The sequence below is a fragment of the Streptomyces sp. NPDC006739 genome (genome assembly GCF_042869815.1).
Classification (GTDB): Bacteria; Actinomycetota; Actinomycetes; order Streptomycetales; family Streptomycetaceae; genus Streptomyces.
The window spans coordinates 32,889-52,769 of record NZ_JBIAGM010000026.1 but is presented as its reverse complement, the minus strand read 5'-3'; the positions used below and the strand labels follow the sequence as shown (position 1 = coordinate 52,769).

The 19,881-nt window shown below is 67.9% G+C and carries 17 protein-coding genes; 7 read left to right on the top strand and 10 right to left on the bottom strand.

Features of this window, described 5'->3' with window-relative positions; all coding sequences use genetic code 11:
• Positions 1-16: 16 nt before the first annotated feature.
• Together ACFYMM_RS35720 and ACFYMM_RS35715 are read right to left on the bottom strand one after the other, a co-directional pair.
• Positions 17-757, bottom strand: coding sequence for a hypothetical protein (locus ACFYMM_RS35720; RefSeq protein WP_388394639.1), 741 nt, complete (start codon positions 755-757; stop codon positions 17-19).
• 344 nt (positions 758-1,101) lie between these two features.
• Positions 1,102-1,653 (bottom strand): Uma2 family endonuclease, encoded by a 552-nt coding sequence (locus tag ACFYMM_RS35715; protein WP_388394637.1) that lies wholly within the window; start codon positions 1,651-1,653, stop codon positions 1,102-1,104.
• Between the two features lie 732 nt (positions 1,654-2,385).
• On the opposite strand from ACFYMM_RS35715, the gene ACFYMM_RS35710 reads away from it, so the two are divergent.
• Together ACFYMM_RS35710 and ACFYMM_RS35705 are read left to right on the top strand one after the other, a co-directional pair.
• Entirely contained in the window at positions 2,386-2,709 is a 324-nt protein-coding gene (locus tag ACFYMM_RS35710) for a hypothetical protein (protein WP_388394635.1), read from the top strand.
• Between the two features lie 49 nt (positions 2,710-2,758).
• Positions 2,759-4,864, top strand: coding sequence for a hypothetical protein (locus ACFYMM_RS35705; protein ID WP_388394633.1), 2,106 nt, complete (start codon positions 2,759-2,761; stop codon positions 4,862-4,864).
• Between the two features lie 39 nt (positions 4,865-4,903).
• Here the strand turns inward: ACFYMM_RS35705 and ACFYMM_RS35700 are convergent, their stop codons facing one another.
• The 3 genes from ACFYMM_RS35700 to ACFYMM_RS35690 form a co-directional block, all read right to left on the bottom strand.
• Positions 4,904-5,440, bottom strand: coding sequence for a hypothetical protein (locus tag ACFYMM_RS35700; protein ID WP_388394630.1), 537 nt, complete (start codon positions 5,438-5,440; stop codon positions 4,904-4,906).
• A 174-nt stretch (positions 5,441-5,614) separates the two neighbouring features.
• Positions 5,615-6,655, bottom strand: a complete 1,041-nt coding sequence (locus ACFYMM_RS35695; protein WP_388394628.1) for a hypothetical protein — start codon at positions 6,653-6,655, stop codon at positions 5,615-5,617.
• Positions 6,643-7,302, bottom strand: coding sequence for a hypothetical protein (locus ACFYMM_RS35690; protein ID WP_388394626.1), 660 nt, complete (start codon positions 7,300-7,302; stop codon positions 6,643-6,645). Before ACFYMM_RS35690 ends, ACFYMM_RS35695 begins: the two co-directional genes overlap by 13 nt.
• A 489-nt stretch (positions 7,303-7,791) precedes the next feature.
• On the opposite strand from ACFYMM_RS35690, the gene ACFYMM_RS35685 reads away from it, so the two are divergent.
• On the top strand, positions 7,792-12,246 hold the full coding sequence (locus tag ACFYMM_RS35685; protein ID WP_388394624.1) for an FtsK/SpoIIIE domain-containing protein: 4,455 nt from the start codon (positions 7,792-7,794) through the stop codon (positions 12,244-12,246).
• A 118-nt stretch (positions 12,247-12,364) separates the two neighbouring features.
• On the opposite strand, the gene ACFYMM_RS35680 is transcribed toward ACFYMM_RS35685, so the two are convergent.
• A complete protein-coding gene (locus ACFYMM_RS35680) occupies positions 12,365-12,637 on the bottom strand; it encodes a WXG100 family type VII secretion target (protein ID WP_388394622.1) in 273 nt (90 codons plus the stop codon).
• A gap of 199 nt (positions 12,638-12,836) precedes the next feature.
• On the opposite strand from ACFYMM_RS35680, the gene ACFYMM_RS35675 reads away from it, so the two are divergent.
• Complete coding sequence (locus ACFYMM_RS35675) at positions 12,837-13,163, top strand: hypothetical protein (RefSeq protein ID WP_388394620.1); 327 nt, start codon at positions 12,837-12,839, stop codon at positions 13,161-13,163.
• A gap of 52 nt (positions 13,164-13,215) precedes the next feature.
• Positions 13,216-15,177, top strand: coding sequence for a hypothetical protein (locus tag ACFYMM_RS35670; protein ID WP_388394618.1), 1,962 nt, complete (start codon positions 13,216-13,218; stop codon positions 15,175-15,177).
• Between the two features lie 60 nt (positions 15,178-15,237).
• Here ACFYMM_RS35670 and ACFYMM_RS35665 read toward each other — a convergent pair whose 3' ends face one another.
• From ACFYMM_RS35665 to ACFYMM_RS35650, 4 genes are all read right to left on the bottom strand, one after another.
• A complete protein-coding gene (locus tag ACFYMM_RS35665) occupies positions 15,238-15,750 on the bottom strand; it encodes a hypothetical protein (RefSeq protein WP_388394615.1) in 513 nt (170 codons plus the stop codon).
• A gap of 30 nt (positions 15,751-15,780) precedes the next feature.
• Positions 15,781-16,185, bottom strand: coding sequence for a hypothetical protein (locus tag ACFYMM_RS35660; protein WP_388394612.1), 405 nt, complete (start codon positions 16,183-16,185; stop codon positions 15,781-15,783).
• Positions 16,186-16,224: 39 nt separating this feature from the next.
• On the bottom strand, positions 16,225-17,850 hold the full coding sequence (locus ACFYMM_RS35655) for a serine/threonine-protein kinase (protein ID WP_388394610.1): 1,626 nt from the start codon (positions 17,848-17,850) through the stop codon (positions 16,225-16,227).
• A gap of 64 nt (positions 17,851-17,914) precedes the next feature.
• A complete protein-coding gene (locus ACFYMM_RS35650; protein ID WP_388394607.1) occupies positions 17,915-18,763 on the bottom strand; it encodes a menaquinone biosynthetic enzyme MqnA/MqnD family protein in 849 nt (282 codons plus the stop codon).
• Between the two features lie 286 nt (positions 18,764-19,049).
• On the opposite strand from ACFYMM_RS35650, the gene ACFYMM_RS35645 reads away from it, so the two are divergent.
• Positions 19,050-19,253: a cold-shock protein gene (locus ACFYMM_RS35645; RefSeq protein WP_003992177.1), complete on the top strand. Its 204-nt coding sequence runs from the start codon at positions 19,050-19,052 to the stop codon at positions 19,251-19,253.
• Positions 19,254-19,572: 319 nt separating this feature from the next.
• Positions 19,573-19,767, top strand: a complete 195-nt coding sequence (locus ACFYMM_RS35640) for a hypothetical protein (protein ID WP_388394605.1) — start codon at positions 19,573-19,575, stop codon at positions 19,765-19,767.
• Positions 19,768-19,881 lie beyond the last annotated feature (114 nt).

The window sequence follows — 19,881 nt, the reverse complement described above, 5'->3', positions numbered from 1 at the left end:
GGGTGGGTGCCGCCTTCTAGTTGCCGCTGCCGGAGACGTGCACGACGGCGACCGCACCGGCGGACGCGGCCCGCGCCACGGCGGCGGCGTCGGCCTGGTCGACGAGCAGCGTCATCGACAGGTTGCCGGTGCTCACGGTGGCGTCGCTGCTTTGGGCCACGGTGGCGACCTTGGCGTTGCCGACGAGGGCGCTGCCGGTGGAAGTGGAGGTGGAGCCGGTGCCGGTGCTGCCGGTGGACCCGCTCTTGCCGGAACCGGATCCGGAGCTGTCGACGTTGTAGACGGCGACGCTGTCACCGGGCTTGATGTCGGCCGGGTACTGGCCTTCCTTGAGCGCCACGCCCACGGAGGCCTTGCCGGCGGGCAGGCTGCTGCCCGAGGTGAACATCTCCCCGACGACGATCGTGCCCGGGTAGATGGTGGACTTGGCCTTCAGGGTCTTGAGGGTGTCCAGCTGGTCCCAGCGCACGTAGTGGATGCTGTCGTCGGAGGCGACCATCACGGACGTCGCGTTGGAGGTGTCGACGGACTGCCCCGCCTCGACCTGTTGCGTCACCTTGACGACCTCGATACGGTCGCCGGCGCGCAGCACCAGCGTCGTGGCGCCGAGCGCACCGAGCAGGATCAGCAGCACCGCCAGCGCGGCCAGCGCGGGCTTGCGCTCCCGGGGAGGTGTGGGAAGCCGGTCACCGACCGACGGCTGAGCCGGAACGGCGGCACGACCGGCGCCCGCCCCCGTACGCTCTTGGATTTTCACGCAACCGCTCCCCGTACATCCAAGAAGATGTCTACCAATTGCCCTTCAAAAGCGGACACTTCGCCCCTGGGATGTCTTGTGTCGTTTATCCAGCTCGGGGTCCGTGTCAAGCGCTCGCACCGTATCAGCCACACATAAGCCCCTCAAGGCGCGTTCGCACCCACGGCGTTCACCCGAATCGACGCTGCCGCACGCAACGGCGGTTATGCTCCCGGCGGTTCGGCAAGGGCCCGCACGGGGGGGGCACGGCCCGGGCCGACGCCCCCCTTAGCCCCCTGCACATTTCACACACACGAGGATGGTGAGGTTGTGACGAGATCTTTACCAGTGGCATGCCGCTGCCGTCAGCGACTGCCGCAACCCTCACCCTGCTCCCGCGCGGGGAAGGTACTCGTGTCGATCCGTACCCGCTCCCCGGTGGCCGGGGTGAAGCCGACCGGCCGCCCGTACGGAATCTCGGCGGCCCGCCCGTACCCCGAGGCGTGCGGCTTCGACATCATCGTCACCGTCTTCCTGAACGGGTCGGCGATCATGTAGAAGTCGATGCCGGAACGTCCGTACTTCCGGACGTTCCGGACGTAGTCCTTCTCGTCCTCCGGCTCGGAGGGCACCTCGACCACGGCCAGGACGTCGATGCAGGAGTAGCTGTTCTTACGGCGCTCGGCGTCGAAGCCGGCGATCGTCAGGTTCGGTGCCGCGTCGTTCTCGCCGGGGAAGGTGATGAGGACGTCACCGAAGACACGCTCCCGGGCGATCCCCGCGGCCTTCATCGCGTCCTTGACATCGGAGACGGTCCAGTCCTGCTCAGGACTCCGCGGCGTCATGATCACCCTGCCGTCGAAAACCTCGCCCCTGTAACCCTCAGGGATGGCGCCACGCTCGATCAGGTCACTCATGACGGACACGGAAGCTCGCCTCCCACGGGCATTATGACCGAGAGCGATCACTGTCCGACGACTCATCGGATTCGGCGGGGTACGCGACGAACATGCCCTTCACGGGGAGCGTGACCACGAGGCCGCGCTCGCCGAGTTCACGGACGGCGCGGCGGGCGGTCAGATTCGCCACCCCGTACTCCACGACGGACGAACCGGTCCTGGTCCACGAGGTCCACGCACCGACGGGCCCGGGCTTCGATGTCTACGCCTACCAGGGGTACGCGCCGTACTACCCACCCCTGACGGACCCCCTGGAACTCCTGGAGACCCCCCCCCGCGGCCGGTCCCGGCTCACCCTGCGCGTCTACAAGACCGACGCGGCAGGCACCGTGACCGAGGACCGGGGCCGGGTCGAGATCCTGGCAGGCGGACACAGTGAGCCACCACCGTGGACATCGGCGTATCCGCCGTGCGCCTGCCCCGTGGTGCAGAGCACCGCGATAGCAAAGGAAGGTGCGCCGCACGGACGGCCCCGGACGCGATACGCACCAAGCGCCCGGGGCGGTCACCCGTCCGGGTCAAGGGGGCGGACGGTACGAGGGCTTCGTCGAGCGCCTCGGCCTCGGCCGCATCGGCTGACGTCAGGGTGACCTGCCGGACGGCCCGCCCCCAACGCTCTTCCTCGTCGCACCAAGTCCCGTACCGCATGGGATCATTCGACCGCGTCGCGTAGTCGTTTGTTTCGAGGGGATGACATTGGGAGACGCTGGCACCCAGTCGAAAGTAGACAATCCGCACCTGGCCTCGCTGAAGAGTCTCAAGAACAGCCTCAAGTCCGAGACCGAGGAGCTGAAGAAACAGCTGGAGACCGCCGCGAAGGACATGGGCGGGAAGAAGGTCTGGGTCGGGAAAGCGGCCGATGACTGGGCCAGGGATCTCGAAGGCCGGCGGTCCCGCATGAAGACCCTGCTGGACAAGCTCATTCCCGCGGTGGACGCGGAGATCGCCAAGTGCCCGGAGAAGGTGACTCCGGGCGAGGCCAAGATGATGCGCATGGACCTGCAGGGCTACTGACGCCCCGGACGCCGCGCCGACACACGCACACCCACCGGGGGAGACACACATGGGCGAGTTCTCGGGGATCGACTCCAAGGCACTGAAGGGCATGATCGGATCGGTCGAGAAGGACAAGGACCGGTTGCGCCAAGGCGCCGCCGGGATCAAGTCGAGCTTCGAGCGGCACGGCATCGACACCCAGCCGTTGGCCGAACTCCTCGGCATCTGCGGCTGGCTGGACAACCAGGTGCCGCTCCTGACCCGCCGCTACCACCTCGCTCTCGCGGCCGAGAAACCGTACCCGTACGCACCCAAGGGCACGGTGATGGTGTCGATCGACGAGGCTCAGGTCGGCCGGAAGGCCGCCGCCGAACGCGATGGCAAGGTGCTCGCCGAGCGGTTCAAGAAGGACTTCAGCGGCAGCGATTCCGCTGAACTCTTCGCCGCGTTGGAGGCGAACGCCGGCGACGGCGACTTCCTCAAGGCCTTCTACGACTCCCTCGGACCGGACAAGCTGGTGTGGCTGTCCAACGAGATGGCCGACGACCCCTACGACGACTACTACGCCAAGCACCCGGACGCCCTGACCCACGACCGGACCCTGCTCGCCAAGACACTCGGCACTTTCACCCAGGTGGCCTTCGACGGCCAGACCACCAAAGAGAAGCGGGCGAACTGGGACAAATGGTTCGACAGGTTCGCCATGGACCCACAGCGCGGCTTCCGCCCGGACCGGCTGATGCCTCTGCTCGCCGGCGGAACGTACGACAAGGACTTCCTCGTCGCACTCGGCGACCGCGTCTTCTCCAAGGACCAGAAGACCTCGGAGAACGAGTGGATGAACGGCAGCGGCAAGGGCCCCTGGGAGGCCGACCACTACACCCAGCTGTTCAACGCCATCGCCAGGAACCCCGAGGCTTCCGGCGAATGGATGAGCGATGACCACGACAGCATCCAGAACATGCTCTACAACCCCGCGGGCTCATGGGACAAGTCCCGTTCGGCCGCCCTGGTCGCCGTACTGCACTCCGCGACCATCGACCTGCGCCCGACGAACGAGCCCCTGGCCGAGAAGCTGACCGCGCGGCTCATGTTCGACAACTACCGACACATGAACGGTGACGAGAAGGGCATCCACCCGATCGAGGGAGTGGACTACTTCTACTCCCAGCTGATCACTGCGTACTGGAAGGACTTCGAGTACGGGATCACGTCACCGGTCGCCGACAAATTCTGGATGGGCGACGCGACCATGGGCGGTTTCGCGGAGAAGGCGTCCACGTGGGACGAGAAGGCGTTCGCGAACAGCCAGGACCCGTCCCGCTTCGGCCTGGAGGCGGGAGGGCCGATGTGGCAGGCACTGATGAACGAGTCGGCCCGGGATCCGAGGGCGGCCGGGGAGTTGAGTGCGCTCTTCGACGCGTATCGCAATCAGATCGACGGGCAGATCGTTCCCACATATCGCACAGACGATGCTGCACTTGAATACCTGAGCATGAAGCAGGGCCTGATGATGAAGGCGTACGGGACGGCTTTCACCTACGCGAAGGGGTCCATCGAAGGGGACGCCGACGCATGGGCGGAGAGTGTGAACGAATTCCGCAAGACGCTGATCGAGACGGCGGCTGACGGAGCGCAAGCGGCCGCGACGGGCGGCACCACCGCCGTCGCCGACATGGGCCGGGAGCAGCTCACCGGGCTCGGTGACTCTGCGAAGGGCATGCTCACGGACTGGCTGGCGGAACAGGGGAGCGTCAAGCCCGAGGAGGCGCCGGGCGGCCTCGCCGAAAAGTACAGGAAGCTGTCGGAGGCCGAGTTGGACACTTCGTGGCGTGATGCTTACCGGAGGCTCGCCGACAGGCAGCTCGACGGAAACGCGGCCACGGGCCAGAAGCCCGGTTTCGACTCTGCCATCACCAGACCTGTCACGGTTGGGCCCGCTCACGAGAAGGGAGAGACATACACAGGAAATCCGCTAGACAAACATCGCCCGTACATCCACAGCCCGGCTGATAACTTCCTGACTCCTTCGGGTCAAGTGGTGGACCTGAACAAGATGAGCCCCAAGCAACTGAATGCCTACTCACAGTGGCTTGAGGACTTTGCTGTGGTCACCAAAGTCCAGCATGATGGTTTCAAAACGACCCAGCAATTTCAGAATCTTCCCGACTGACCCTCGGCACATTTATTCCGCTACACAGATGCTCCGCACTCACTTCGGCGGTGTGATTTTCAGTGCGTTGACGAAGTTACGGAGATCTCTGGGCGCTTCACCGGATACGATGAGGTCGTGGTTTAGCACAGGAGCCAAGGTGACATAGGTCGTGCCATTACGCCAACCACACGTGGTGAACGCGCTCCCGCCTACGGTGATAACCGCACACTGGATCTTTCCGCCCACGGCACCCGCTGGATACGTCTTCACCCGCCTCTGGTCGATCGTCGAATCGAGGACCGAGTAGAGCGTGTCACCAGATTCCTCCGACCCAGGCGTGGGCTGCGGCTCGAATCTGGCGCGGATAATCAACGCCCTTCCACCCGAAGCTCGATAAGTCAGATTAACCTCACCTTTTGCGATATCAGTATTGACCACAGCATCCTGTTTCCACTCGGTATCGCCAGCCTTGGCCTCCTTGTACGCGCCAAAAGCATTCGGCAGCACCGGAGTGCGCTGCGCGGCCTCGCCGCTCCCGCCCCTCGTTGCCAACCAGGCCCCACCGCCCACGAGCAGACCCGAGACGATCACCACCCCCGCACCGATGAGCCGCCTTCGACGACGTCGGTGCCCAGCCTCCGGTGCCGGCCGGTCTAGCGGGGACGGCGCCTTCGTGTCGTCGCTGAACGAGGAGTCAGTCACGAGTGTTCCTGTAGGTGTGGGGGCACGACGTGGACGTCGGAGATTGTCTGTCGGAGACCGGGGCGGTCAGCGGTTGACGGCTTGAATCTCCTGTACGACGACATCCTGGGTCGCCCCGAACGTGCCGTCCGGCAACGTGTCGCCCGTGCCGCCGCTGCCCGTCCAGTGGATCTTCCAGGTGATGGTGGCCTTGAGGGGGTACGAGCCCGTGCCCGAGGAGCGCAGGTACTTCACTCCACAGGGTGGTGTCTCGTCGGCCTTGCCCTTCGCGTAGGCCTCGCCGATGCCGCCGTTCTTGAACTCGCAGACCCCTGACGCCGGGTACGTCTCCGCGTCGGACGTGCCGGGGGCGATCCTCAGCGAGTACGGTTCGGCGGTGGTCGTCGCGGAGACGCCCAGCAGCGGGACGGAGGCGGTGACGGAAACCGGCTTGAACTCTGCGCCGTCCAGCCAGGCCCAGGTCGGCAGGTTGACCTTCGTCGCACCGGTCGGGGCCAGGGTCACCTTCGTGCCAGGGACACTGATCTGGTTGTAGGCCAGTTCGGCCAGGACCTTCGGGGTGATCGCCTGAGGGATGTCAGCGGGCGGGGCATTGTTCGTGTCCACCCAGAAGGGGGGCTCGGTGCAGTCAAGGGCGCCGGGGTCTCCCTCACGGCCCGGGGTGACGTAAGAGTCCCACCAGTAGCCCTTGCCGGCCTTGTCCTTGTTGAAGTCCTTGTACGGGTGCCCGTTGACATAACGGTCGCGCTGCTTGGCATCCCACTCGTAGCCGGTCGACTCCGCCTCCCAGATCGGCTCCAGAGTCGCCTTGAGCTGGTCGGGCGAATACTTCGGGGCGTAATAGCAGGCCGGCGGGGTCCATGCCGTCGTGGAGGCCACGGGACCGGCTGAGTGTCCGGAGCCGTTCTTGGAGACATCGAAGACCACGGCTCCCGCCGTCGCGGAGATCGCGCCTTTGCCGTCCGAGCTACCGGAAGGTCCCGTGGGCTGGGAACCCTGCCCCTCACCGGGCCCGTACGCCACAGCGGTGCCTGGCAGCGCGGAGGCGAATGCGGCCACAAGAGCGCTCAGCGCCAGGACCCGTCCCCGTGCACTCACGCGGCGCACGACTTGTCCCCCCGCTTGGAGATCAGGTTGGTGGTCTGCCACACGCCGTTCTTGTTCTTCTCAAGGCGCGTGTTGTACAGCACGTACGGACTCCCCTGCGAAGGCGTTTTGTCGACCTTCTTGGTCTTCCGGTTCTTGTTGAATCCCTTGCTCTCGTCAGAGCAGTAAACGACGGATGCCGTCGTGCCACCGGAAAGCGTGACCTTGGGATCGTAGTAGCGAGTGGTGCCCGTGAAGGAGAGGTTCGCCTTCACATACGCCTGCACCCAGGCCACAGCGTCACTCAGGGCCTTGTCCCGATAGTAAAAGGAGAGTCCCGGCGCCTTCGTGTCGCCGCGCAGAATCGCGTCGTTCGTCGCGTCGATGCGCGCGGCGGTATCGGCCAGGACCGCGTTCTCGGTCGCGTCGCCGCTTTTCCAGTTCTCGTACTTGTCCGTGACGTCCGACGGCAGTGTGATCCTGGGGCGCTCGGTTGACGTCGGCGCCGAAGCACTCGGTGTCGCCGACGCCGAGCCCCCCGTGTCCGCCCCCGCGATCTTGTCGTCCGGCTTCGACTTCGAGTCACCCCCTCCTCCGCACCCGGCAAGGAGGACTACGGCCGCCACACCGGCGGCGGTTGTCGTGAGCAGGCGGGAACGGCGGGTCACGGTGGGCTCCTGTGGGGCGGTTGGGGTCGAGAAGCAGCGATTACCGTATCGAGCCGGTCCCTGAGGCAAAAGAGCGAAGTGCCCCGCCGCACGGGCACAGAGGGCGTAAAGCAGGGTGAAGAGGGTTTACCGGCAGGGCTCGGAGCGGTTCTGGTGCCGTGGCTTGGCGTGCCCGCACGGCCTGGACAAGCTTCTGATTTGCCGGCGTGAACAGATGACTGACGGGGGCGGAGGAACTTGCCCGCCAGCCGCCCGCGTCAGCCACAGGCGTCGGCAACCCCCCATCGGCCCCGACCCCCACCCCACCCCCACCCCCGAAGCCACAGCCCGAGGACCCTTGAAGTACCGTGAGCGCGTCCGCAGTTCCCCTTGCCCCATGCAAATTCGCGCTGGCGGAACCGGGAATCACCCGGGTAGCGTCACCCTCTGGCTCAACTGGCTTGTCCGGTCGGGTGAAGGGCCACGGGTCGTGAGGGAGGAACGCGGTCGATGCGGATGTCCGTGACAGTGATCCGGCAGGGTGCGGATCCACAGGACGTCATCCTGGACTTCGGTGAGGACGCGAGCGTCGCCGAGGTGGCCAGGTCGTTGGCCGGTTCGGCCGCCCCCGCCTCGCCGGTCGTCGCGATCGCGCAGGGGTCGTACGATCCCCGCTTCGACAGCGCGCGGATGAAGGCCGCGGCGGTCGCCGCCTCAGCCGGACTGTGGGCCGACGGGCTGTACTGCGAACCCGGTGTTCGCGCGAGCGACGTACTCCGGGACGGTATGCGGCTCTCCGTCGACGACGCCCTCGGGCCGTTCCTGCGGGCCGGTGAACCGTCCGGCCGTTACGAGCTGCGCGTCACCGCCGGACCCGGCGCCGGCCGCGTCGCCCGGCTGGCCGCCGGGGTGACGACCATCGGCTCGGGGCAGAGCTGCACCATCGCCGTCGCCGACCCGAATCTGCCCGCCGAGGCGCTGCGGGTGAGCGTGGGCGTCGACGGCCGCGTCACCCTGGCGCCGGGCTCGGCCGGGGCGCAGGTGCTCCTCGACGGGGAGAGCGTGAACGGGGAACGCGAGTGGCCGCTGGGGGCGCTCGTCAGATGCGGCGGCTCCCTGCTGGTCCTCGACGACCCGGTGGAACCCGACGCCCACCTGGCGCCGATGGGCGAGGGCGGCCTGGCCTACAACCGGCCGCCCCGGCTGAGTTCGCTGCCGCCCCGGGCCCGGCTGGCGGTCCCGCAGGAGCCCGGCAAGGCCGAGCGCGCCCGCTTCCAGCTGATCGCCTCCCTCACGCCGTTGATCTTCGGCGTGGTCATGTACCTCATGACCAAGCAGGTCTACACCCTGCTGTTCTGCCTGATGAGTCCCGTGATGATGGCGGGCGAATGGGTCAGCCAGAACCGCGAGGGCAAGAAGAAGAACCGTACGTCGGTCAAGGAGTACAAGGCGCAGAAGGCCAAGTACGACGAGGAGCTGGCCGGGCTGACGGCCGCCGACCAGCGGGCGCGGCGCAGCGCCTACCCGGACGCCGCCTCCCTCCTGCTGTTCGCCACCGGTCCCCGGCGCCGTCTGTGGGAGCGCCGACTGACCGACCCCGACGCCCTCGTCCTGCGGGTCGGCGTGACGAACCTCCCGGCGAACATCGAACTCGTCGCCCCTCCGGGCAGGGCGGCGGAGGACGGGCCGCCCGCGCCGCCGCTCGTCCACGACGTCCCGGTTCCGCTGCCGTTCACCGAGCTGGGCGTGGTGGGCCTGGCCGGGGCGCGCCCGCAGGCGCTGGCCGGGGCCCGCTGGTTCGCCGCCCAGGCCGCGGTCCTGCACAGCCCGCGCGATCTGTCCCTGGTGCTGCTCTCCTCCGCGCCGGACGCCGGCACCGCCTGGAACTGGGTGCACTGGCTGCCGCACGCCGCGCCGCAGAACGGCCAGGACTGCGTCGCCCTCGTCGGCTCGGACGCCGAGACCATCGGGCGGCGCGTCAACGAACTGCTGATCGAGTTGAACCGTCGCAAGGAGGACGCCTCCGCCGGCGGCTCGGGCCGGCTGCGGCCCGACCCGTACGTCCTGATCGTCCTGGACGGGGCGCGGCTGCTGCGCCGGGTCCCGGGTGTTCCGCAGCTGCTGCAGGAAGGGCCGCTGTACGGGATGTTCGCGCTGTGCGTGGACGAGGACGAACGGCTGCTGCCCGAGGAGTGCCGGGCCGCGATCTGCTGGCCGCTGCGCTCGACGGACCGGGTGGTGCTGCGCGGCGCGGGGCTCGACGCCCTGGGCGAGGTGCTGGCCGACCAGGTCTCCCATGCCTGGTGCGAGCTGGTGGCCCGGTCGCTGGCGCCGGTTCGCGACGTCAGCCGCGACGACGCGGACAGTGCGCTGCCGTCGGCGGCCCGGCTGCTGAACCTGCTGCAGATGCCGGACCCGACGGGCGCCGCCATCGAGCGGATCTGGCGGGCCGGGGGCGCCACCACCCGCTTCCCGGTCGGCGTCGGCGCCGAGGGAACGTTCTATCTCGATCTCCGCCAGGACGGGCCGCACGGTCTGGTCGCCGGTACCACCGGTGCCGGCAAGTCCGAGCTGCTGCAGACGCTCGTCACCTCGCTGGCCGTCCACAACCGGCCCGACGCCCTCAACTTCGTCCTGATCGACTACAAGGGCGGCGCCGCCTTCCAGGACTGTTCCCGGCTTCCGCACACCGTCGGCATGGTCAGCGACCTGGACGCGCATCTGACGGAGCGTGCCCTGGCCTCGCTCGCCGCCGAACTGCGGCGGCGCGAGGAGCTGCTGCTGCGCGCCGCGCCGGCCAAGGACATCGAGGACTACACCGACGCCCGCCGGCTGCGTCCCGAGCTGGAGCCGATGCCCCGGCTGGTCATCATCATCGACGAGTTCGCCTCGCTGGTGGCCGAGCTGCCCGACTTCGTCGCCGGTCTGGTCGACATCGCCCGCCGTGGCCGTTCCCTCGGTGTCCACCTCATCCTCGCCACGCAGCGGCCCGCCGGTGTCGTCAGCCAGGACATCCGCGCCAACACCAACCTGCGGATCGCGCTGCGCGTGACGAACCGGGACGAGTCCGCGGACGTCATCGACGCCCCGGACGCCGGGAGCATCGCGAAGTCGACGCCGGGCCGGATGTACGTGCGGTCGGGGGCGAACGCCCTGATGGCGGTGCAGTCCGCACGGATCGGAGGCCGGCGGCCCGGGCAGTCGTCCCGGGCGGCCGTCGGTCTGCTCCCGCTGCCCTGGACCTCCGTGGGCCGTCCGCTGCCCAAGCAGGCCGAGGACGGCGACGACGGCACCCTGCAGACCGACCTCGCGGTCCTGGTGGACGCCATCGCGGACGGCTCGCGGCAGATGGGCTTCGGCCGGCCGCACAGCCCGTGGCTGCCCCCGCTGCCGGACCACGTCGCGGTGGCCGAGCTGCGCCAGGAGGTGCGCCCGGCGCACGGCGACGTGGCACCGGCGGTCTTCGGCGTGATCGACGTACCGTCCCGCCAGGCCCGTACCCCCCTGGAACTGGACCTGGTGAACGGCGAGCACCTCCTGATCATCGGCGGCCCCCGCTCGGGGCGCTCCACCGCCCTGCGGACGGTCGCCGCCTCGCTCGCCACGACCTCGGCCCCGTCCGACGTCCATGTGTACGGCATCGACTGCGGGGCCAACATCCTGCTGCCGCTGACCCGGCTGCCGCACTGCGGCGGCATCGTCACCCGCGACGAGACCGAGCGTCTGGTACGGCTCCTCGGCCGTCTGCAGAACGAGGTGACCCGGCGTCAGCAGCTGCTGGCCCACCTCGGCGTCTCCAGCGTGGCCGAGCAGCGGGCGTCGGCCGAGGGCGAGGACCGGCTGCCATGGATGGTGCTGCTGCTCGACGGCTGGGAGGGCTATGTCTCCACCTTCGAGGGCTACGACTACGGCAAGCTGATCGAGGCCATCACCCGGCTGTTCCGCGAGGGCCCGGCGGTGGGTCTGCGGGTGGTGATGACCACGGACCGCACCGGGATGAGCGGCGCCATGACCACCTCCTTCGGTGAGCGGCTGATCCTGAGGCTGACCGACCCCAACGACTACGGCATGGTCGGCATCAACCCGCGTTCCGTGCCGAAGGACATGCCGCCCGGGCGCGCGCTTCGGGTGACCGACGAGGGCGTGCAGGAGTGCCAGCTGGCCCTGCTGGCGGCGGACCCGGCGGGCAAGGCGCAGGTCGAGGCGTTGCAGCAGATCGCGACCGAGGCGGCACGGCTGCACCCGCGGCCGCCGCGGGCGCTGCGGCCGATGCGGGTGGACGCCCTGCCGGTACGGTGCACGGTCCGCGAGGCGCTCACCCTCGACCCGGACTTCGCGCCAGCCTCGGACCTGTGGGCGCTGGTCGGTGTCGGCGGCGACGAACTCGCGCCCCTCGGCGCGGATCTGTCGGAGGCCGGACCGGGTTTCGTGGTCGCGGGTCCGCCGAAGTCGGGCCGGTCGAGCACGCTGATCACGATGGCGCGGACGCTGACCCGTGGCGGTCTTCCGGTGGTGCTGATCACCCCGAAGCGCTCCCCGCTGAAGGAGCTGGAGGGGGAGCCCGGTGTCCTCGGCGTGCTCGCCGGTGACGCGGCGGGGCAGGACCTGACGGACCTGCTGGCGCAGGCGGAGGGGGGCCGGTACGCGGTCCTCGTGGACGACGCTGAACTGCTGTACGACTCCGCGCTGGACTCGGCGCTGGAAGAGGTCGTCCGCAGCGGCCTGGACGGCGACCACGCGGTCGTCGCGGCGGGTTCGGCCGAGTCGCTCGGGTCGCAGTACCGCGGCTTCGTCGTCGAGGCGCGGCGCAATCGGCACGGTCTGCTCCTGGCGCCCACCGCGGACGCCGGCGAGCAGCTCTTCGGGGTGCGGCTGCCCCGGACGTCCTCCGCCGGCCCCGCCGGGCGAGGCGTACTGATCCAGGGCGGCGCGGTCACGCAGGTGCAGGCCGTCATCGACGGCTGAGAGCGCCCCTGGGGCCGCCGCTGGTCGTCGGCATGGAAACGGCCCGGGGTGTGCCGTCCGACAGTCGGATGGCACACCCCGGGCCGAGACCAGAAGGCCCTCGTGGGGCCGCGTCCACTCAGTGACCGGCGGTCGCCCGACGGATGTTGTCGTGGTGGGTCTGCGAGGCCTGGTGGGCCTCGTGCAGCAGGTCCACGATCTTCTGGAGGTGCGGCTTCATCGAGGTCCACTCGTGGCGGAACTTGTCCGCCAGGGGGCCCGTCCAGTAACCGTGGCTCTCGTCAGCAGCCGAGTTCAGGCCGCTGAAGACCGACTCCAGGTTGATCTTCTGCGTCTTGAAGTGAGTGACCAGCTTGTTCAGCGCATCGAGATCGGCACCACTGATTGCCATGAGTCGCCGCTCCTCCCCGTATCAACAACATTGCCACGGACCCGTCGTCCGCGGTGGCACCGTACTCTACGCCACTCGGGAAACGTCCGTTGCTTTGCGTTCCTTTACAACACACGCCAGCCGCAGGTGCGTTGGTTCCCCATGCCATCATGTTGCTTCGACTCGGCCCATGTGGATGTGACGGAAGCGGGGAGAACTCATGGGGGATCCGGCAGCCCAGCAGAAGGTCGACAATCCCTGGCGAGCGGCGCTCGTGACGCTGAGGAACGATCTCAGATCGGAAACCGAGCGACTGAAGGCCATGTTGGCAAAGGCCGACGCCGACATGCAGGGCAAAAAGGTGTGGACCAGTGAGGCCGGCGGAGTCGCCGCGAAGTTCCGGGACGACCTGCACGGCAAAAAGCAGCGGATCGGGACATTGGCGGGCAAGTTGATTCCGCTGGTGGAAGCCGAAATAGCCAAGTGTCCCGAGAAGGTCTCGCCGGGCGAGGCAAAGATGTACCACATGGAGATGCAGGGCTACTGAGTCCCGCCGTCGACAGATTACCGATAAAACAACTCCAACGGGGAAGTAAAGAGTGGGCGAGTTTTCGGCAATAGACCCGGCGGCCATGCAAAGCATGATCACGTCCTACAGCAAGGACAAGGGTGACCTGCGCAACAGCGTCACCAACCTCAAGTCGCGCTTCGACCGGTTCGGTGTCGACTCCGGTGATCTGACGGAGATCCTGGGCATCTGCAACTGGCTCGACGACCAGCTCGCCTCCCTCACCCGCCACCAGGCCCTGGGCGCCGCGCTCGAACGCGAGCACCCCGGCCTCGCCATGGTCCAGGTGCCCGAGCCGGTCGTCAGCGCCGCGCAGGCCCGCAAGGACGGCAAGGACCTCGCGGACCGGATGAACAAGGTGACCGAACTCGACGGCGAGGGCGGAAAGCAGTACCACGAGATCGCGCAGCAGCTGGCTGCGCACCGGGACGACCCCGACTACTGCTCGGCGTTCTACGCCGCGCTCAGCCCGAACCTCACTCAGAATCTCCCCAATTTCCTCGCATCCACGGGCAGTTCCACGGCCGGCCAGGATCTGAAGGCGTTCAGCCAGGCGCTGGGCGTGGCCGTCAGCGACGCCTACCCGCCGCCGGGTTTCGACAAGGTCAGGAACCTCTTCACGACCCCGCCTCCCAAGGGCGGCCGCGCCCTCGCCTGGGACCGCGGCGCCATGCTCGCGTACGGCCAGTTCCCCGCCGACTTCCTGGCGAAGGCCGCCCGGGCCAACGTCCTGGACGACTTCGCCCACGACAAGGACCAGGACTTCCGGGGCGCGTCCCCCTTCGAGGTCCAGGCACTGGGCCTGCCGGACGACACCGTCGCCCTGTACCTGAACGACCTGGGCGACAACGGCGGGGCGGCGCGCCTTGCCCTCACCCAGATGGGACAGCCGGCCAGCAAGTCCGACTTGCAGGAGAACATCAAGTCGCTCATGGAGTACGGCCGGACGAACTCCGACGTCCAGACGGCCCTCGGCAAGACGATCGACGCGGGGGCCGGCGTACAGGGCACGACCGACAAGGACGGTCTCTGGCATGTCACGCCGGGGGCACACACGGCTGACGAGAGCAAGTTCGCGTTCGCTTCGATTCTTGCCGCAGGGCACGACGAGGATGTCCACAAGTTCGACGGCCTCTTCAAGCAGGACATGGGCAGACTCGCGGCCTCGTATGCGCCCGAGATGCTCATCGGCGGACACAACGTCGACGAGAACATCGGCGAATCATCCTTCGACTCACCAACCCAGTACGACAAAATACCCGGCATCGACCCGGCCTTCTACCTGAGCCCGCAGGACACATACCGGTTCATGAAGACGTTCGCCGATGACGACGGAATGTCTGCCCCCTTCGACGAGGCAATGGGCAGACTCCAACACGACGTGCTCGTCAAAGCGGCAAAATTCGACCACGACGCGAACACGGCTGGGAAGGACGCACGGTCATACGACCTTGCGGCCAAGGCCTTCGGTAACACACAACGTCTTGAGTACGACGCCGAAATGAAGATTCGCGGCGAAATGGACGAGTCGGAAAAAGCCTTCAAGGAGCACCTCAAGCAGGCCGCGATCCTTGGATCGGAAATTGCGGGCGAGCCCGAACTTCCCGCAGCCTGGAAAATGGCCTGGCGTGGTGGCATGTTCGCTCTCAAGGAGTACGGCGGGGGCGCGTATGTTGAATCCGGACCTGAGCGGACCGAGGTAGTCAAAGAGAAAAACTTCGAGATGGTCTCTCAGGCGCGGTACACCATGGCCACGACGCTCATGGACGGCGGCTGGAAGACCACGCCACTGCCCGACGACCTCAAGGGCCAGGACGGCAAGATCAAGTCCTTCGAAGACCTCTCGAAGGATCATCAACTCGAAGCCTTCAACGATTGGGCGAACGAACAGCGTGAAGGCGAGGTCTCCTTCCACACGAAGCAGGTCCTTGCGGCGGGCGAGCTGAGCAATCAAGATGCGGATGTCTATGTCAAGGAAGTGGACGGCGAATAGAACTCAAGCAGTCGGGTGACCAGCATGTAATTACCTGGCCACCCCACGGGCTTGCTGTACTCATAGGCAGTCCGTCGTTCCCGTCAGCGCATAGTCGAGGGTTGGCACGCCATGCGCCGTCAATGTGACAGTGATGCGAGTGCGCTCCTTCTTGTTGAACAGCACCTCGACATACCTGTTGTCACTTTTCCGAACCTCACCTTTGCCCGTGTCCGGTTCATATCCGCGCGATGCGAGGAGACCGCTCACATCGCCGGCGTCAAGCGTCAGAGCCGTATGGGCATTCGGTGACGCCGGGACCTTCATATTCGCAGCGAATGTCCGTTTGTGCTTACCGCTTCCGCATTGACTGTCGGTTGAGCCATCATCCGTTACGGTGTACCGCTCCGGTGCCTTCAACGACGTTTGCATGGTGGTCAGGAGCCACGTCGCATCCTTCGACAGTCGCGCCCCCGCATCCTTGCTGGTGGGTCCCTCAGAGGACGAAGTACACGCGGTAATGGCCACCGATGCCCCGATGGCAACCAAACCCAGCACCATTCGTTTGGAACGCCGCTCACTCGTCGACTGCATGATGTCTCTCCTCCAGAACAGCAAAAAGGTTTACAGCCGTACGATTCCCAGCACCAGCAGAGCAACGCCGAGCGCAGCCACAAGGAATTTGCCACGCATGCCGGAGCCCATCCCGCCGTATGGGTCCATGGGGCTGAAGGGGTGGTGCGGGGATACCAGAATGGTCATTGAGGTGCCGACGGCAGCGGGGCGCCTGAAAACCGGATTGGCGATCTCGGCCTCGTATCGTTTACCGTCGACGTAGTAGCGGACCACCGGAGTGGAATAGTACGCACCGGCGTTGCCACTTGAGGTGGACGTGTTGTCTATGACCTCCCCCGAGATTTCCATGGCCGTCGGGCGAATCTTTCGTAGCGTCGGGACTTGTACCAGTCTGTGCACAATTGAACCGAGTGACAGCGCGAGCGTCACAACTGCCAGTGCCAGGATCCACATGGGTCATCTATAGCGCACTGCGGATAGCACCCAGGGTGGCTACCCCACCCTCGACAGCACCGCCACCGGATTCCCCTCCGCCGTGCTGTCCGACGTGTACTTCAGGTTGTCGGCCACCGGGGTCAGTTCCACCGTGGTGGGGGACCGGTCGCAGCCGGGGTGGTTGGCTGCGGCGCCGAGCGAGGTCGCGATCAGGTTCGTCGGTGTCACCTGCTTCAAGGTGAGGACGTCCGTGCAGGTTCCGCCCAGTTGGTCCGTCTGGCGCAGGCGGCCCAGTTCCTGGCCCGTCGCCGCCTGGTGGACCGTGAGTCGGAAGGTGCCGATGGGGAGGTTGCCGTCGAGGGCGGTGGCCCGGCCCTGCCAGGTGCCGAGGTAGCGGGTGGGGATCTGGGTGGGGGAAGAGAGCGTTGAGGACGGGGAGGCCCCGGCCGCGCTGCCGCCGCTGGTGTCGCCGGCGTCGAACCACGGTCGTAGCAGGAAGCCCATGCCTACCGTCACCACCGCCAGCGCCCCCGTCACGGCCAGCGCGAGCGTGCAGCTGACCCGGCGTCCGCGTCCCCCCTCACCGGGGGTGGAGCCGGCGGCGACGGTGACCGACACCTTGCCCGGCCGCTGCGACGGCATCGCGGGCGCCGAGCCGAACTCCCCCGCCGAGCCCGCCGAGCCCCCCGCCGAGCCCGCCGAGCCCCCCGCCGAGCCCCCCGCCCGAGCGTCCGTCCCGCCCACCGAAGGGCTGCTGAAGGTCACCGGGCCCGACCGTGGTCCCTCCGTCGTCTCCAGGTTCAGCAGCTGTACGGCGCTGCGGCTGACCTGTTCCACCAGGGAGCCCGGGAGCCAGCCGTCCGTGACCAGCCGTGCCGCGCCCTCGGGGGCAAGCCGTCGGGACAGTTCGCCGGGGGTCGGCCGCAGCCCCGGCTCCTTGGCCAGGCAGGCCGCGGCCACCTCGCGCAAGTCGCCCCCCAGCGTGCCGAGTTCCGGCTCCTCGTGGACGACCTTGTAGAGCAGGGCGGCCGAGGAATCGCCGGGGAAGGGCGGGGACCCGGTCGCCGCGTACGCCAGCACCGCGCCCAGGGAGAAGACGTCCGCCGCCCCGGTGGCGTCCCTGCCGAGGATCTGTTCGGGGGACATGTAGCCGGGCGAGCCGACGGAGACCCCGGAGGAGGTCAGGGAGGCGGTGCCCCCGGTGGCGCGGGCGATGCCGAAGTCGATCAGCAGCGGGCCGTCGAGGGTCAGCAGGACGTTGGACGGCTTGACGTCCCGGTGCACCAGGCCCAGGTCGTGCACGGCCGCGAGCGCCTCGGCGAGGCCCGCGACCAGCGCGCGCACCGACGGCGTGGGCAGCGGTCCGTGGGCCTCGACGGCCGCCGCGAGGGACGGGCCCGCCACGTAGGCGGTGGCGACCCAGGGCACGGCCGCGTCCGGGTCCGCGTCCAGGACCGGCGCGGTCCAGGCGCCGCCCACCTTGCGGGCCGCCTCCACCTCCCGCCGGAAACGTGCGCGGAACTCCTCGTCCAGCGCGAAGTGCGGGTGCACGATCTTCACCGCGACGGTACGGCCGCCCGCGCTGCGTCCCAGGTAGACCCGGCCCATTCCGCCCGAGCCGAGCCGCCCGAGCAGCCGGTAGGGCCCGATGACGGCAGGTTCGTCGGCCGTGAGCGGCTGCATGGTGTCCACCCCATCCCCCGTGGAGGCCCCCTCAGGACTCACCAGCAGGTTAGTGGGAGCCCCCTCAGGGCTGCAGCAGATCCACCTTCACGTCCGCCGGGAACCCGGTCGTCGGGCCCACCCGGCGCGCGAACTCCGCGACCGCCGCCAGTTGCGTCCCGCCGAAGCTGAAGTCGAGGGTGGTGAAGTAGCGGGCGAGGACCTCCTCGTCGAAGGCCTCCCAGCGTGCCGCCTGCTCGGCGACCTTGCCGACCTCCTCCAGGGAGAGGTTGCGGGAGGCGAGGAAGGCCTCGTGCACCTGGCGGGTGATGTCGGGCTCGCGTTCGGCGTAATCCCGCCGGGCGGCCCACACCGCGAAGACGAACGGCAGCCCCGTCCACTCCTTCCACAGCCGGCCTAGGTCGTGCACCTGAAGGCCGTAGCGCGGCCCGTCGAGCAGGTTCGCCCGCAGCGCCGCGTCACCGATCAGTACGGCGGCCTCGGCCTCCTGCATCATCAGGCTGAGGTCGGGCGGGCAGGTGTAGTAGTCGGGCGTGACGCCGTAGCGCTCGGCCAGGAGCAGCTGGGCGAGGCGGACGGAGGTGCGCGAGGTCGAGCCGAGGGCGACCCGGGCGCCGTCCAGCCGGTCGAGGGGGGCCTGCGAGACGATCACGCACGACATCACGTCGCCGTCGCAGCCGACGGCGATGTCCGGGAAGGCGACCAGGTCGTCCGCGTTGCGCAGGAACTCCACGAGGGTGATCGGCCCGATGTCCAGGTCACCGCGCACCAGCTGCTCGCTGAGCTTCTCGGGCGTGTCCTTGGTCAGCTCGAAGTCGAGGAGGGTGCCGGTTCTCGCGAGCCCCCAGTAGAGGGGCAGGCAGTTCAGGAACTGGATGTGGCCGACGCGCGGCCGGGTGCGGGAATTGTCCACATCGCGAGACTAGACCCCGTGGGGTACGGTGCTGGGACCGGCCCACCGTCAACCCACCTACCGGAGCGTTCAAACATCCGGGTGACGTGATCTTGACCTCTATTGCTTTCGGCTGCCCGCGTGCTAGGCTCGCCGCAAGTTGCAGTTTGGTTTCCCTTGCAGTACAGAGCCTGCGGAGCATGTAACCGCGGGCTCTCGTCATTTTCAGACGTATGCAGTTGTGCAGCACCGTTTCGCACTTGCAGGATCTGGAGCAGGGCAACCCTTTTGAGCCCAAGGAGGGCTTATGGCTACCGGAACCGTCAAGTGGTTCAACGCCGAAAAGGGCTTTGGCTTCATCGCCCAGGAGGGCGGCGGCCCCGACGTCTTCGTCCACTACTCCGCGATCAACGCCTCGGGTTTCCGTTCGCTGGAGGAGAACCAGCAGGTCTCCTTCGACGTGACCCAGGGCCCGAAGGGTCCGCAGGCGGAGAACGTCACTCCGGTCTGAGCGACCTGATCGCCCAGTAACCAGATCCTGAGAGCAGTACCCAAGGAGCCCCACGCCGCGAGGCGACGGGGCTCCTGCCTTTTCTCCGCCAGGGGCCCCGGGGGCCATAACCGGCAGCGCTCCCGGTAACGGCGTAACCCCTGGTCAAAGCCTCCTCGAGGCCCTGTCGAGGCCCACTTGAAAGGCGGACTACCGACGGCCTCCCGGTCGTCGGGAACCAGCGGGTACGGCAGCGGTACCGCCCCCCAAGAGAGTCGTTGTCGTCCCGGTGAAACGCCGGGGCCTTGACGAGAAGCTGCGTCTCTCCTGGGGGTTGGACATGCACGCGATCACACTGCGCACCAAGACGGTTCTGGCCACGCTCACCGGCGCCGGCATCCTGGCGCTCGGAGCCGTCGCGGCGACGCCGGCGGTCGCGCACCACTCCCTGGCCGGCGACGGCCGCGGCCCCGGCGTCGTCTCCTCCTCGGTCGTCCTGGCCGACGGCCGCGGCCCCGGCTTCGTCCAGGGCTGACCAGCCGGGCCCAGCCCGGCACCAACCGGTACCGGCCGGCAGACCAGCCCGGCAGACCTCACAGCGCACCGCCTTGCAGGATCACCGGCCGCACAGGCCGTCCACGCAGGCAGC

Coding starts and splice junctions, on each gene's coding strand:
- ACFYMM_RS35715 (WP_388394637.1), bottom strand. CDS start 1,653: ATGAGTGACCTGATCGAGCGTGGCGCCATCCCTGAGGGTTACAGGGGC.
- ACFYMM_RS35710 (WP_388394635.1), top strand. CDS start 2,386: ATGACATTGGGAGACGCTGGCACCCAGTCGAAAGTAGACAATCCGCAC.
- ACFYMM_RS35705 (WP_388394633.1), top strand. CDS start 2,759: ATGGGCGAGTTCTCGGGGATCGACTCCAAGGCACTGAAGGGCATGATC.
- ACFYMM_RS35685 (WP_388394624.1), top strand. CDS start 7,792: ATGCGGATGTCCGTGACAGTGATCCGGCAGGGTGCGGATCCACAGGAC.
- ACFYMM_RS35680 (WP_388394622.1), bottom strand. CDS start 12,637: ATGGCAATCAGTGGTGCCGATCTCGATGCGCTGAACAAGCTGGTCACT.
- ACFYMM_RS35675 (WP_388394620.1), top strand. CDS start 12,837: ATGGGGGATCCGGCAGCCCAGCAGAAGGTCGACAATCCCTGGCGAGCG.
- ACFYMM_RS35665 (WP_388394615.1), bottom strand. CDS start 15,750: ATGCAGTCGACGAGTGAGCGGCGTTCCAAACGAATGGTGCTGGGTTTG.
- ACFYMM_RS35660 (WP_388394612.1), bottom strand. CDS start 16,185: ATGTGGATCCTGGCACTGGCAGTTGTGACGCTCGCGCTGTCACTCGGT.
- ACFYMM_RS35655 (WP_388394610.1), bottom strand. CDS start 17,850: ATGCAGCCGCTCACGGCCGACGAACCTGCCGTCATCGGGCCCTACCGG.
- ACFYMM_RS35645 (WP_003992177.1), top strand. CDS start 19,050: ATGGCTACCGGAACCGTCAAGTGGTTCAACGCCGAAAAGGGCTTTGGC.
- ACFYMM_RS35640 (WP_388394605.1), top strand. CDS start 19,573: ATGCACGCGATCACACTGCGCACCAAGACGGTTCTGGCCACGCTCACC.